Source organism: Leisingera sp. ABD4_442 (assembly GCF_056160905.1).
In genome coordinates this window covers 15753-30105 of record NZ_JBSWYB010000031.1, presented here as the reverse complement: position 1 = coordinate 30105, position 14353 = coordinate 15753, and the positions used below count along the sequence as shown (strand labels likewise).

Here is a 14353-nt window from a genome sequence, read left to right as displayed (position 1 = left end):
TAGGTTGGTGGGGCGTCCCGCCCCGGTCAGTTACGCTCGCGCAGCTGCTCAAGCGTCAGTTCCCGCCCCCGGCCGTCAACCAGGTCGCGGAAGGAAATCCGGCCATCCCGCCACAGGTCAGCCCGGCCGGGGCCAAGCGCCTCATCCTGGGCCGCTTTCGATTTCTTGCGCAGCCAGGCCTCGAAAGAGGTGTCGGCAGGCACCTGGCCATCCATGGCCGCGCGGGTACCTTCCGGCAGCTCATCAATGTCAAAGCCCAGTTGCCGCCAGCTTTTCACCACTGGCGCCGAGGTGCTGCGGCAGCCCCAATGGCGCTGCCCCGGCCCATTATCCCAGGGCAGATCGTGATCGATCGGTTTGCGGTCCGGCAGCGAATACAGCTTCTTGTCCCGCACCGCGCATCCCAGCGTGGTGCGCAGATCCAGCGTGCTGGCCCACATGACGCCCTTGAGAACGTCCGCGTTGGCCTCATAGGTTGCCTGCCGGGCTCGCTGTGAGACGGCCTGCGTTGCCGAGCGCACCAGCGCCTCTGCATGGCGGCGGCTGGTCTCCAGCAGCCCGCGCACTGGCTCCCCGTTCTGCGTGCCGCCGCGGACGCGGCGGATCAGCTGGCCGATGGTTTCCCCCTGGGCCATGCCAAGGCGCATCTGATCAGTGAACCGCTGCAGGGTGTCTCCTGCCTGGCGCTCCCACCACTCTGATACCGGGGCACCCTGAACCAGCACGCCCTCCAGAAGCGCAGACAGCTGGCCGCGGGTCATGCCATCTTTCATGAGGTGCACACCGGCCGCCGTGTTCACCGATGACGCGGCAAACGCTGCCTCCAGCTCTGCCAATTCCAGCAACTCACCAACCAGCTTTGTGCCATGGGAGCGATATCCGGCCCGGATGGTCTCCCTTACCTGCTTCAGCAGCGCATCCAGGCGCTTCGCCCGGTAGGTGGCGCGCTCAACCCCGGCCGGGTCGATCTTTGCCAGCTGCGCAACGATATCGGCTTCCAGCTCCTTCAGAAACCGGGCTGCGTCCCGGCGCTGCCCCGCTGTGAACCGCTGCAGATCCAGTGCCCGGTCCGTGATCAGGTCGAGGATCCGCGTGTTAATACCCCCGCCGTCAGGTGGCATCGCCCAGGCTCAGCTTGCCGCCCTGCAGATCCGGCACGGTTTCCGACAGGCGGTCCAGCTCTGCTTCGGTATCCAGGTCTGCCCGCACAAACCCGCGGCGCTTCATTTCTTCCAGGAATGTCTCCCGCGACATGTGGCCGTTGTTCACTGCAGCAATCATCGCGGTGAGCTCCTGAGCTGTCAGCAGGGAAACCCCGAAATCCTTGTTCACGCTGACCGCGGCGCCGGTCTCGCCAAGCCCGCCGTAGAAACCCATCCAGACCATGGCCTGCTCCAGAGCATCCTTCAGGCTGTCCGCCAACATGGAAAGCTGGCTGGTTTCCTTGGCTGCGTCGAGTGCTTCACCAGTGGCTGACTGCGCCCGCGCAACGAGGAGCTGCAGACCTAAAGCCTCCATCTGGAATTCGAGGTCTTTAAGATCCTGGCGTCCGGACTCGATGGCCGCACCGCTGTGCTCAACCCACTCAAGCTTTGCGTTCGGGTTGCGGGATGTGGTGGCGCTCCCGGCACTGATGACCAGCGGCGCCTCATCATCCCGGCCCGCGGCAAACAGGATCGGAACCCGGGCAGAGTGCAGGATGTTGCGCTGATCGCTCTGGCTTTGCCAATGCGCGATATTCACATCGGCCAGATCTTCCAGCACAGGTTCACCGGTGAAGAAACCGGTGCGCTCGGCATAGAAGGGAATGACCGTGATCTCTTTGGCGGCGCTTTTGTATCTTTCGGCCTCCGCCCATTCTTTCTTTTCGTTCTGCCGGAATAGGCGGACAGTGACGCCATCGGGCGCGCGGTCCAGCACCCGCACCTGCTTCAGGGAGACGCTCTTGAATTCGTCTTCCCGGTCGTCTTTCTGCACCGTTTCCATGATCCGCAGCTGGGACAGCACGGTCACGTTGCCGATGACTGCCGTCTTCCAGCCCAGAACATCTTCGACGGACAGGTGGACCAGGTAGGGCCGCAGGTTTTGCCGCTCCGCCTGGGCCTGCGTCACCTCGCCTTCGCGGCGCGGCGCATCGACCATGATGTAGCTGATGCCGGCATCATACCCCTTCTTGAAAACATCCTTGGCGAAGGTGCTCAGGTCGCGGCCCTGCATATCCGCATTTTCGCACCAGGTCTTGAGCTTCTCCGGCGCGCCCTCTGTCAGCTCCACCGGCTTGTCGAACACTTTGCCGGTCATGTCCCGCACGGTCTTCTTGTAGCCGTTGAACAGAAAGGTACTGTTCTTGCGCGCCTTGTAGGCCTCATCACTCTCGCTTGGAAACTTGGGCAGATAGGCCTCGCCTTTCGAACGCATGGCATCCGTGCCGCCCATGAGCGCACGGCCCTTGGCAGCCGCCTTGACCATCGCTTCGACAGCCTCTGTGCGTTGGGCAACGGAATCGGTCAAAGCCTGAGCTCCTGAACTTTGAAGGTTGGTCTCACAACCGGCATTTTCTGGTAGACGAAGTAGCCGCCCGCGTCCGGATGGTGGTCATGCCCGCCGGATTTGTCGGGCTCGCCGTTCTTGTCGTAAGCCTGCTGTTCCAGCGCCTCCGCATAGGCCTTGCAGCGCAGCGCGTTCACAAACAGTCGGCCTTTCTCAAATGCGGTGTTCACCGCAAGGATCCGGTCTTTCACTGGCGGGTTTGCATCAGGCGCCCGGATGGAGAACCTGGCCTGCCGCAGCAGTTCGATATCCGACGTGCTGGCGTTCACCGTTTTCCGGCCGCCGCCGCTGGCATCGGGATAGACCGTGATGTGATGGCCCTCGTATCTCTCACCGAGAACCTGGATCAGATGCGGCGTGTCCTGCAGCCCCTGCAGCTCATCAACCGCGTGCCAGTCGCCGCCGCGCTGGACGAAGACAACAGACGCCATATTGCCCACGTTGAAGTCCTGGCCAATGTGCAGAGGCTCGCGCAGCTGGATACTCTCCGTGGACTGGTGCCGCTGCCGGTCATAGCTGCGGTAGACAGTGCCGCTTGTCAGGTTGACGAATTGCCCAAGAAGATAGGCGTCAATCAGCGCCTCAGGATAGGACTCCCGCAGAGATGGAATGTAGTCAGGCGGCAGAAACCGCTCGTTCTCATAGGTGCTGGCCTGCACCATGCTGTAATCGCGCTTGGGGTTGCGCGCGAAGGTGTCATAGACAAACCGGAACCCCTCCGGCGTGGTGGTGACCCCGATCCCGTTGACCACGCCCGGAATGACCAGGCGCATCCGGGCGATAATCTTGCGCCAGGCAGCTTCGGCCTTGTCCTTGGCCATGATGTCGATTTCATCCACCAGGCCCCTGGCAATCTTGAAGCCGACGATGTTGCCGGGCTCATCCATTGATCGGCACTTGATCGTGCCATAGTTGGCCCGGCCGCGGTAAAGCTCGACCTCCTTGTCTCCGGTCTTGATCCTGGTCGAAAAGCCCAGAAGGAATGCGGCCTCATCCATGGTCGGCCAGAAGGTATCCCGGATGTCCCGGTATGTCGGAGCAAAATACCCCTGCACTGCTTTGGGGTGCTGCCCCGCGAACAACCCCAAATCCAGGCAGCCCACGAAGGTCTTGCCGGATCCAAAGCCACCGACATAGGCGCGGAACTTGGTATTCAGCCCGGAGAGAAAGATCCCCTGCGGCGCGCTAACTGTCAGATCGTGTGACACGCACGTCACCAACCGGAGCGGCTGTATTGATGTTGATGTTCAGAGCGGGAGCCTCGTCTTCCCCTGCCCCGGATCCGTTCAGCATGCCAAGGTGGCGGGCGATCTTGTCCAGCGCGCTGAGCTTGTCGTGCATCTTCAGCTTCACCCCCTGGACAGTCAGAGAAACCTCCGAAATGGCCGCCGCCGTGTCATCGTCAACCTCACTGCTGGGCATCAGTTCGACCGGATAAACCCCGAGGCCATTCGGATCCGCTTCCTCCGCCTCGGTGTCTACCGGGCTGCGCCCCCAGGCAACGGCCTTGCGGATGTCAGCAAAACCGATCCGCGCCAGCTCCTGCAGAACCCGCTCTTGGGTAATTCCTGTCTTCTCTGAACGCTTCGCTTGGGCCTCTTGGATCGCTTTCGCGATTTCAGGTTTTCTCAGGTTCTCGTGCCCGACCGAATGTGCGGTCTTAGCGCTGTATCCCGCCCTGATGGCCGCCTGGGTGGCGTTCAGGTCTGTGAGGTATTCCGCAACGAAGCACTCCTGCTTTGCAGTGAGCGCCATGATCGACTTCCCGTCTGTTGTGGAGATTGTTGGGCATCCCGCCCGGCATTGTCAGATTTCGGCAACTGATCTGCCCCGATCCCAGTATCCCACCGGTACGCGTTGTTGCCTTTGTGCTATTTCTGCGCTGCTTTGCGTACGGCATCGCTCAGCTTGGCGATTTGCATTGCACGAGGATCATCCTGCCAGCCTGCAGGCAGTTTGCCACTGTTACGTGCGATATCCGCCAGGTATTTCTGGATCAGGTCAGCCATAGTGTCACCTTGGTATGGGGAAAGCGCAACGGCCCGTGCCCGGGCAACGCAGGTGTTCAAGCTCTGGATGCAATGGAAGCGTCAGCGACCGAGCCCTTTAGCTCTGCCTGTTCCTGAATATCCCGTCAGGTACGCCACGTGGCCGGCCCGGAGCCATGCGATACACGCGCAATTCGGTTCTCTACTGCAACATACCACATCTTGTGGTCGCATCAAGAGAACAACTATCCGAAACCACAATCATTAAAAAATAATAGCGCCAAGGCTAGCGATTGAAGTCAATAAATCAAAACGAATCCAGACCGTTAACTTCCCATCCCCGCCAATTAAGACTTTTGCACCTTCGCTCACTACCCGTTTGGGTGATGTCGCAACCTGCAGGCATCTTTTATTCTAAGAGCGCGCCGGGGAGTGACTAGTCATAAGGTTCAAGTTACCCATGATGTCATGGGAATGGGGGAGAAATGTCTAAATGGGTGCGTATCGAATATAGTGTGCGAACTGAAAGCCTGGTCGTTGACAGCTCACTTTCAGGTTCCGCTGCGTTGGGAGAACTGGAGGGTAACTTTGGGTTGGCTGGCAACAGACTACTCGTCAACGGCGATGAGATTGCCATACCCTATTTACGGTTATCACCGAGCCTCGACCTGGGCTCTTCGCTGACTTACGGACCATCCGAAACATTTGATTTCGTTCTTGAAACTGCGTTGATGCGATCTTCACGAGTGGAGATCAACTCCGAAAGTGATCGAATAACAGCCTACTATTTGGACGCGAGAATAGCCGAAACACACGAAGCCGAAACCTTCCGTCCTCCAATTAGCGACATCCACCTACTCTCTCCCATAGCACCCAACGACCCGAATGAACCTCGTGAATTGGTCTCGTCAACCAACCTGCTAGGTGGCCAGGTTTCACCTGGAAAGTTGCAGTTCAATGGGGAGCCAATCAGCGGGCTTCCCCTAAAGGACTTTCGGACCTACTCAGAAGCCCCTTCTGAAATTTGGCTTTTGGTGGACGAAAATTATGTCGGCCAGAGCGACTACGAAGGTTTCCCTGAAAAAATCTCTTTCTCCTTTCTTGAAGGCGACGATATCAACTTTGGTGAACTCGCACGAAGCTCTGGGACCCATCTCTGGACGTCCACGGACTGGCGTAGCTCTTCGGGTGGCAATGACACGATCATTCTGCCGACTGCCGAAGAAGCGAAATTGATTAGAGATGAGCTCTTCAATCCCGAGCTGGCTGTAAACTTCCTGCGCCTTGAGGTTCTCGGCCATGAAGCATTTTTTGGGGGGGCGGGAAATGACACGATAGACGCCTCTCATAGCATCTCAACCCCTTGGTACCTTTATGGAGAGAGCGGTGACGACACCTTAATTGGTGGGAGACAGGACGATGCATTGTTCCTTGGATCCGGAGAAAACACCTTAACGGGAGGTGCAGGGGCGGACTATTTCAAAGGAGTTGCCCGTGATTTTGATCCATCTGAAACCATTGGCGCAAGCGAATTAGGAAAGGACACCATTACAGATTTTGAGCGCACAGTGGATAAAATTGACGTTTCAGACTGGGACGCAGTTTTCTCCACTTTTTCTACGAACGAAGTCTTCATTGCGAGACCTGACTCCCACCTTACAGGAAGCGCTGGCCAAGTAGCTTGGAGCCTAGTGGAAGGCGGAACGCTCGTCGAGTTTGATACAACAGGAGACGGGACTAGCAATCATTCGGTGATGCTCCAAGAAGTAGAGGAGCTTGAGGTTAGCGACTTTATTGGAGTCGAAGCACCTGAAGAGATTTTAGTCACTGTAGAAGATGTCCTAGCGAGCGAAGGTGATCGTGAGCTTAGAATCCCAATTCTCCTCAGCAAACCCGTATCGAACGGCAGGCTGGTTCTAGAGATATTTCAATCATATGAGGGGGTTATGCCACCTATGAATGGTGGTGTGGCCGCCGGCGACATCATGGAATGGGCGGAACCTGGTCCCCTCGTTTCGGGAGGCCGTTCCAATCAATTTGCGTGGAAGCAAATTGAATTTCTAGAAGGTGTATCAGAAGGAGAGTTTTCAATCCAAATCACACCAGATGAAGTAAAGGAATCAGACATCGAACTTTATTTCGGCGTAAGAATAGCTGAAGAAGAAACCACTACTACAGACCTTGTCTCCGCAGGCAGCTTGGAGCATGAAGCATTTAAAGTAACCATAACTGATAAAGAAATTAAAACTGACGACGATGAAACACCCGAAGGCAGTGTTACGGTCGATCTAACTCAGTTCACAACAACAGACGAACAAATCAAAGCTTACCTTAAGTCCGACATCGAGGCGGCCGCCGCAAGGATCTATGACAAAATTCCATCACTCGGCAACCTGAACATCATGGTATTGCCGGACACAAGCATAAATCCATACACAGGTGAGCTTGCAGAAGCTGATGATGTGCACGATGACACTCTCCTTCTAAAAATGAAGGGGCTCAATAGCCAAGTGGCCGTTCCATTGCCGTTATACGAAGATATCAACGAAATAGACATATCCGGAGGAGATACTAATTCGATCATAAAACTAAACCCGGACTTTCTAATTCTTTGGTACGACGGATCTGGAGGGACATATTCAAAGAACGAGGCAATTTCTTCCCAGTCATTCGACATAGAAAGGCTAATGGTCCATGAGATTCTTCACACATTAGGCGTCGGCTCCACCGCCTCACCGTGGGATAATCTACTGGATCAATCGGACGATCTAATTTCCTTTGAACTGTCTGAGGAAGTAAAAGGAGTGAATTCTGTCCAGACTTCCTTTGGAAGAACTCATGTTATGCCACCAACGGGTCAAAGCTCCATTATGGTGCAGGGAGATTTCACACCAAATCAACTACTTACCGAGCTGGACGTGGCCATTCTAAGAACGCTCGGCTACGGTGATACTCCTCCGGAATGGCTGGATACTGGTGCAAATGAAATCGAAGCATCAGAGGAGCTTGAAACACACGATCTGAATAATCCCGACGGAGAAGAAACCATAAAGGGAAATCTCGACGAACTTGATGGTGATACGGTTCTAAACTTCGACACAAGTGACAAAATCATTGTCGCTGGAGAGCGCCTTACAACCGACAATGTTTCTGTTACCTTTGGATCAGCAATACTCAAAATCGACGCTGACTTAGACGGCGAAGTCGACAGCACAATCATTTTGGAAGGTGACTTCGAGGGAGCTGAGTTCAACGTCAAAGCAGTCGGGGGAAACACCGAAATAACCTTCACTGCCGAGGGTTCCGGCGCTTACGAAGGAACCAATGGCCCGGATAAACTACTCGGCAGCGACGGACACGACGAAATCCTCGGCAAAGCAGGCCATGACGAGATACTTGGCCTCTTTGGGAATGATGTTTTGAAGGGTAACCGTGGAGATGACACCCTGTTTGGTGGCGGCGGACGCGACGAGCTTTTTGGAGGCCGGGGTGCCGACTTGCTGTTTGGAAACTCTGGAATTGACACCCTAAGCGGCGGAAAAGGATCCGATACGATTTTCGGGGGACAGGGAGACGATGAGATCAAAGGTGGACGGGGATTAGATCTTCTAAACGGAGGCAGAGGGGCCGACGACATCCGAGGCGGGCAAGACTCGGATTTCATCTATGGTCGCAAGGGTTCTGACACACTTAGTGGCGGACGCGGTGCGGACAGTCTAGTTGGAGGCAAAGGCAATGACTTGCTCTTCGGTGGCGGTGGCTCTGACACACTTGTCGCAGGCAAAGGCAACGACACCCTCTTCGGCGGTCACGGAACGGACGAGTTCTTTTTCCGCAAAGGCTTTGGAAGCAACGAAATCGAAGACTTTGACCTTAGCGCAGACCTTATTTCGATAGGAGCAGGAGCGAACAGATTTGAAAAGCTTGAGATAGAAAGCGAAACGAATGGTGCGATGATCTCTTTCAAAGACGTTTCTGTTCTGCTGAAAGGAGTGGATCCGCTTGGACTTACAGAGGACCACTTTGTCTTCTAGTCAGCTCAGTCGTAACTTTTCCGCCCGGCAACCGAAGGCGCTTTCTAACTAAGGAACATGCGCCCAGAGCACACAGATTTTCTGTCTTGCATGCTCCTTTCTGCACGAATGGAGCGCAGCTTGTGCAGTGATTTTTTCTGGAAGCTGCCACCGCATAAACTTCTGGTCAGATCTTCTTGGCGAATTACTCGAAGCGGGAGTGGTCAAAAAAATTCAGGAATGCGCCCTCTAGAACAGATCGCTACCGTAAATGACATAATCCTGGGCATCCGACAGCATGACTCGAATATCGTCGAATCCATCGTTGTTCATATCTCCTGCAGCGGCAGCGGTTGAGTTTACTAGGGGCTCAGTTGTTTCATCTTCAGGAATGATGAGAAAACCACCGTCGCCGTTAGCAATGTCTGACAAATAAATTTTTTCCTTCGACTTCGTACCAAGAATTACGAACACGCCAAGTGCTCTACCCACTTCTGTGTCAGCACCGGTTACGGCAAAGTCGTCTAAACCATCCCCATTGACGTCTCCCAGGAAAGATATAGAGCTGCCAATTCTAGTCTCAGCATCAATCCCTACAATTTCCACCCCACGATCGTCCAAGTTTCCGAGTGAAACGCTTTCTACCTCTGCACTTCCGAACACGACATAAACCCGACCGACATTATGAGCTTGCGGAGACCCGGCATAGGGTAGGCCCCAAAAGATATCGTTCAGTCCGTCGCCGTTGAAATCTCCTCCGCCCGATAGCTGCATGCCGCTGCCAAGCGCAAGTTCCAAGTCACTCTCATAGGCGTGATGAGAAACAATTTCAAAGCCGCCTTCAGAGAAACCTTTACCCAGTTTTACTGCACTCCCGCCTTCCTTGCCATGGATGACAAATGCTCTTTCGGTGCGTGCCGCAGCGTCGGATAAAGCAACAACCATATCGTCAAGCCCATCGCCATTTACGTCGCCAAGCCCAGCGGCGTTTAAACCTGGAAAAAGCTCGAGGCCGGCATCAACCACAAAACCTCCATTGCCTGCCTCAATCTCCCTGATCTCTCCAACAGAAGGGTCTGTAACTATATAACCGAAAGGGTGATCAAACTCCGTGTCACTTGCCGCGCGAAGAATATCAGTGACAAAAAAATCACCGCGGCCATCGCCGTTGATATCTCCAAGAGACGCGCCAGTGTTTCCAAGCAGGCCCAGTGACATGCTTGAGCTTTCTAAGAAGCTTACCCCTTGCTCAGTGAATTCATTTAGACTGATATCCATATTTCCGGTATACGTGAATACGGCACCCACCCCCAGCAGTGAGGACACGCCCAATACTAGATCAGAATGATCATCCCCGTTCAGGTCGTCCACAGCAGAAGTGAAATTGAATATTGCTAATGGATCGCTTGCTTCGAGAGCAACAGTAAAGCTTTCTCCCCCTTCTCCAACTGCGACTGTATCCGGCAAGGACGATGCCCCATAAACTACATGAACTTTATTTACCTCTCGGATATCGTGTAGAATGAGATCGGAGTATCCATCATTATTGAAATCACCGTGCAAAATACCACCTGAATTCAGGCCTACATTAGGCAAAACACCCGTCAGTTTAAAGCCCTGAAAATTCCCGGCGACCCCAACAACTCTGTCTTCGTGAACCACCCCACCACTGCCTGGCGTATCCGTTCCAAAGCTGCTTAGAGTTACACTTGAAAGGTATTGATGCTGACCTGTCGCTGTTGATCCATTAAGCACAACAACACGTTGAATATTGTAGTGAATGATCGTGTCAGTTCCAAGGTTTCCTTGGCCTGTCTCTATCCATATTTCCGAACCATCATGCGTGCGGTTATCACGGATCATCTCGCGCAGAGATTCCGCCGAGTAAGAACTGCTGCCGATCGTCAATGTGTCGTCTTCATCAAAATGGCTAATCGTATCATGACCATCGGCACCAAAGACTCCCTGCAAATGGTTAAACCCCCAATATTCATTTGACGCACGGTACTCTGAACCGACGTGATGCAAAACGAAGTGGTCTGCTCCTAATCCACCTTCATAGTAATCGTTGCCACTATATCCGGAGATCGTGTCGTCGCCATCACCACCTATTAGCGAGTCGGCTCCCCCCCCACCTCTTAAAAGATCATTGCCGAGCCCACCGCGCAAAGTGTCGTCACCAGAATCCCCATACAGAAAATCATTGCCAGCCCACCCCCAAATACTGTCACCTCCAACTCCACCTACGATCGTGTCTCGCCCTGTCCCACCATCCAAAGTATCAGAGCCAAAGCCCCCGATCAGCAAGTCGTTGCCACTCATACCGCTCACGCTGTCATCGCTGCGGCCTCCGCTCAAGAAGTCGCTTTGCCTGCCGCCAAATAGGGTATCCTCACCGCGCCCGCCAACGATCCGATCACGGCCGTTTCCTCCCCAAATTTGATCCTTTCCGGAGTCGCCAAACAACCGGTCGCTGCCTGCTTTTCCAAAGATGCGATCATTTCCGGTGCCGCCTTTCACAAGATCACGACCTTCGTCACCCGAAAGGAAATCGTGGCCACCTCCTCCAACAAGCGTGTCTTTCCCAGATCCTCCCCTAAGAGTATCTTCGCCATTGCCACCATTCAATTTGTCAAACCCGTTGTGGCCCTTCAGCACGTCATTCCCGGCTCGCCCTTTCATGACGTCGCCTATGGCGCTCCCCACAGCCCGATCATTGCCCCCTCCGCCGGAAAAGCTGACAGAACGAGGAAGTGACTCTACAATCGCTCCAAAGCTTGCTTGAAAATCAAAATCTGTCTGGCTGCGAGAAACGACTTCAACACTCTTCGAAGTTGCGAGTAGATCTCGCATCATCTCGGGCCAATCTACCGAGGGTGCGGTGCTGGCGGCTATGAGAGTAGACAAGCTCCAGTCGACGTCTTCTATTCTGGCCTCTAACGAGCCATCGGACGAAAAAAACTCTAGGATACTTATCCGCCCGTCGACTGGTTGCGATTGAGCGTCATACGCGACCTGTTGCGTAATCAGCTCGACTCTCCGCCCTTGACTATCAGAAAACTGAATTGGTGTGCCGGGTGCCCAGGGCTGCAAACCGCCTGAACGCAGAACATCAAAAAAACGGCTACTGCCACCCAGAAACGTTAAGCGCACTTGAGTAACTCCCACTGTTAGAAATCATCATTAAAAAAAATTCGGGTTACAAGCAGCTTGCTAAGTCCAAAGGACAAAAACAACGATAAGTTTTCATAGGTAGGAAAATGAACTGCGTTCCGAATCTGTGTTCTGATCCCCCCCCCAACACCTGCTTATCCGGAAAAATTATCCTTTTTGGTACTCGCCCGCACAACTGCGCCAAAACTTGACTGAAGGCTTACGCGAGGAAGTTTCATGACGCCCTCTTCACATCCAGCGGGTCGATCTTCACACTCACAGATTGCCCGAACATTTCAGAACGCGCCTCAATCAAGGGATGCATGTCGTGTGCAGCTTGAACCATGTCAGTGAAGCTCACAATGCGCACCATGAACGGCCCGGACAGCACCTCCAGCGCAGCCCCCGGCTCAAACTGGCACATCGCAGCCCTGTCGCGGCTATCGATGATCCGCTGAGCCTCGGCGTTCTCCTTGCTATCCTTGCCCTGGAATGGCTGCCCGGGTCTGCAAATGTCCTGCCCGCTGTCCATTATCAGCAAACAGTTACGATCTGGATCCTGGAAAGTGTTGGAAAGACCAAATGAGCAGCTCCGATGACGCTCGCCCTCTCAGGTAAGCCATGTGGTAGGCCCGGAGCTATGCGATACACGCTCAATTCGACAATGGGTGCACAGCACCAAATTTCGCCAAATCTTCAAGTAGTTGCGCAAGGCATCTGATAAAACCGATAACCACCTGAGCCCATTGGCACTTTGAAAAAGCATTTGCAGGCCGGGTTAGCGGCTATTGCAGCGGTCTCACACGAGAACCAGCGTGTCGGCCAACCCGTCAAGGCTGCTGACACCATCCAAAACCAGGATATCACCGCGGCCGAAATCGAACTCAACCCGGTCACCAATGACCTCGGCAAAGCGATTTACAACGCGGTCTGGGTCATCACGGCCTTGCAGCAATCTGCTTTCCAACTCGATTTTGTCACGCTCGACGTCGAAGTCGGTAACGGTGTCGATGTCATACCTGCGCGCGAAAACAAATGTATCACGTCCTGCGCCGCCAGTGAGAGTATCGTTACCTTCTCCACCATCCAATGTGTCCTTTCCCCGGCGCCCGTCCAACTCGTCCTGACCGGCCTGACCTGAGAGAACGTTGCCCCTATTGTTCCCATAGATGCTTTCGTTTATGGCGCTGCCGGAAATATTTTCAACGCTGCTCAAGGTAATTTGCGTTGCGAACCCAGTGCTGTTGTTCCGGTCCATCAAGTCAAACACATGAGGTTCAAATGTTTGATTTGCATTGAAAATCTGAAAAGTATCTTTTCCCTTGCCACCAGAGAAAAAGAAGTTATCGGACGTGAGGCGCCCCGACCGGTCGGTTGGAAACACCAAAAATGTATCATCTCCGCTACGGCCGAATACATCCGTGTCTGCTCCTATTCTGGTCGCAGGTGTAACCACGACAGTTTCGCCTGTAGATGATCCTTTGAAAGTGCTTCCGCCAATCAGTGAAAACTCTTCCAGATCGACAAGCTCAAGCTTTCGGGCTTCACCGCGATTAGCGGACTGCTTGTTCAAATTTATTTTCACCTCACGCGAAAACGTCACGGTGTCATAGCCTGCACCGCCATCGAACAAAGCCCGCTCAAAGCCATTGGCGAAAAACTCGTCGTTGCCTCTTTCACCAAAGTACTTGTTCTGGCTCAGATTTTTCGTACCGTCACCCATGCGCTGGAAACTGTCGTTCCCGTCGCCCCCGTGAAAGGTGTGACCGCCGCGCCGGTTGCTCGTGGCAATGTCAAAGATATCAGCGCCGCCTTCTCCATAAATCGTGAGCGTGTCCCCAAATCTTGCCGTAAACCGGTCAGGCAGCTGGCTTCCTATAACATTTACTGTCTCTGCCCTGAATGTGGCGCTCTGGGTGGTGGTTGTCTGGGAATTGGTACCGCCGCTTAAAATTGACAGGCCCGATGAGTTGATTGTGTGCAAACCGCTTGGAAGCCCATCGCCACCGGTTGCTCCAAAGGCGCCACTATTGGACTGGTCAAAATCGGAAAAGTCGACCGTGATCACTGAACCCTTGTTGTAGCTGGAAAACTCGAAGTCTCTTCCTGCGCCGCGCCCTTCATCCAAAGGGATCAGTTTCAGATTAACATTCATAACTGTGTCGACGGATGAAATCCTGAGGCTTTCAATATCGATCAATTGAACGTTGCCAATCGTCAAATCAAAGCTGTATTCGGGGTTAAGGTCCAGAGACAGGCTTCCGCTTGAAGTTTGCCTGATTGCGACACTGTCTATTCCTGCGCCTCCATCGAAGGAGAAACCGGCTCCTGTGAAAAAATCATGGCCAGAGTAGTTAAAGTTTCCCCGGGTTGGTCCGACACTCAGGTGATCACTGCTGTTCTCGCCGAAGTAACTGTCACCAACTTGAGTACCATCGTAGGCAAAGACAACATCATCACCATCCCCCAGCCTGATTACGTCATTCAGCTCGGTCGCAATAACAGAATCGCTGCCAGAAGTGCCTGTAATAATGTTCTCGTTCATAAAGGTGTCCCAAAAATACAGTTATTCAGATGCTTCTCTGCTCACAAAGAGAATGTCTTAGTGGTCCGTTATATTAATAGTGCATAAAGTTGTTAGGTTCTCAA

General features: G+C 53.9%; 9 protein-coding genes. 1 reads left to right on the top strand and 8 read right to left on the bottom strand.

The window, feature by feature from the left end:
- Positions 1–26: 26 nt before the first annotated feature.
- From ACXAHG_RS18345 to ACXAHG_RS18325, 5 genes are all read right to left on the bottom strand, one after another.
- Positions 27–1121: a phage minor head protein gene (locus ACXAHG_RS18345; protein WP_475059635.1), complete on the bottom strand. Its 1095-nt coding sequence runs from the start codon at positions 1119–1121 to the stop codon at positions 27–29.
- A complete protein-coding gene (locus ACXAHG_RS18340; protein WP_475059631.1) occupies positions 1111–2511 on the bottom strand; it encodes a DUF4055 domain-containing protein in 1401 nt (466 codons plus the stop codon). The genes ACXAHG_RS18345 and ACXAHG_RS18340 overlap by 11 nt, the downstream gene beginning before the upstream one ends.
- Positions 2508–3758, bottom strand: coding sequence for a terminase large subunit domain-containing protein (locus tag ACXAHG_RS18335; protein WP_475059628.1), 1251 nt, complete (start codon positions 3756–3758; stop codon positions 2508–2510). The genes ACXAHG_RS18340 and ACXAHG_RS18335 overlap by 4 nt, the downstream gene beginning before the upstream one ends.
- Complete coding sequence (locus ACXAHG_RS18330) at positions 3736–4305, bottom strand: terminase small subunit (protein ID WP_475059625.1); 570 nt, start codon at positions 4303–4305, stop codon at positions 3736–3738. Before ACXAHG_RS18330 ends, ACXAHG_RS18335 begins: the two co-directional genes overlap by 23 nt.
- Before the next feature lie 116 nt (positions 4306–4421).
- Positions 4422–4559: a hypothetical protein gene (locus ACXAHG_RS18325; RefSeq protein ID WP_475059622.1), complete on the bottom strand. Its 138-nt coding sequence runs from the start codon at positions 4557–4559 to the stop codon at positions 4422–4424.
- 464 nt (positions 4560–5023) lie between these two features.
- Here ACXAHG_RS18325 and ACXAHG_RS18320 point away from each other — a divergent pair, with 464 nt between their 5' ends.
- A complete protein-coding gene (locus ACXAHG_RS18320) occupies positions 5024–8572 on the top strand; it encodes a calcium-binding protein (protein ID WP_475059620.1) in 3549 nt (1182 codons plus the stop codon).
- A 228-nt stretch (positions 8573–8800) separates the two neighbouring features.
- Here the strand turns inward: ACXAHG_RS18320 and ACXAHG_RS18315 are convergent, their stop codons facing one another.
- The 3 genes from ACXAHG_RS18315 to ACXAHG_RS18305 all read right to left on the bottom strand — a co-directional run bounded on the left by ACXAHG_RS18315 (position 8801) and on the right by ACXAHG_RS18305 (position 14249).
- Positions 8801–11704, bottom strand: coding sequence for a hypothetical protein (locus ACXAHG_RS18315; RefSeq protein WP_475059617.1), 2904 nt, complete (start codon positions 11702–11704; stop codon positions 8801–8803).
- A 235-nt stretch (positions 11705–11939) separates the two neighbouring features.
- Positions 11940–12236 carry a hypothetical protein gene (locus ACXAHG_RS18310; protein ID WP_475059614.1) on the bottom strand — a complete coding sequence of 99 codons (297 nt, stop codon included), beginning with the start codon at positions 12234–12236 and terminating at the stop codon, positions 11940–11942.
- Positions 12237–12503: 267 nt separating this feature from the next.
- Positions 12504–14249 (bottom strand): calcium-binding protein, encoded by a 1746-nt coding sequence (locus ACXAHG_RS18305; RefSeq protein WP_475059611.1) that lies wholly within the window; start codon positions 14247–14249, stop codon positions 12504–12506.
- Between the last annotated feature and the right edge of the window lie 104 nt (positions 14250–14353).

Coding starts and splice junctions, on each gene's coding strand:
- ACXAHG_RS18345 (WP_475059635.1), bottom strand. CDS start 1,121: ATGCCACCTGACGGCGGGGGTATTAACACGCGGATCCTCGACCTGATC.
- ACXAHG_RS18330 (WP_475059625.1), bottom strand. CDS start 4,305: ATGGCGCTCACTGCAAAGCAGGAGTGCTTCGTTGCGGAATACCTCACA.
- ACXAHG_RS18325 (WP_475059622.1), bottom strand. CDS start 4,559: ATGGCTGACCTGATCCAGAAATACCTGGCGGATATCGCACGTAACAGT.
- ACXAHG_RS18320 (WP_475059620.1), top strand. CDS start 5,024: ATGTCTAAATGGGTGCGTATCGAATATAGTGTGCGAACTGAAAGCCTG.
- ACXAHG_RS18310 (WP_475059614.1), bottom strand. CDS start 12,236: ATGGACAGCGGGCAGGACATTTGCAGACCCGGGCAGCCATTCCAGGGC.
- ACXAHG_RS18305 (WP_475059611.1), bottom strand. CDS start 14,249: ATGAACGAGAACATTATTACAGGCACTTCTGGCAGCGATTCTGTTATT.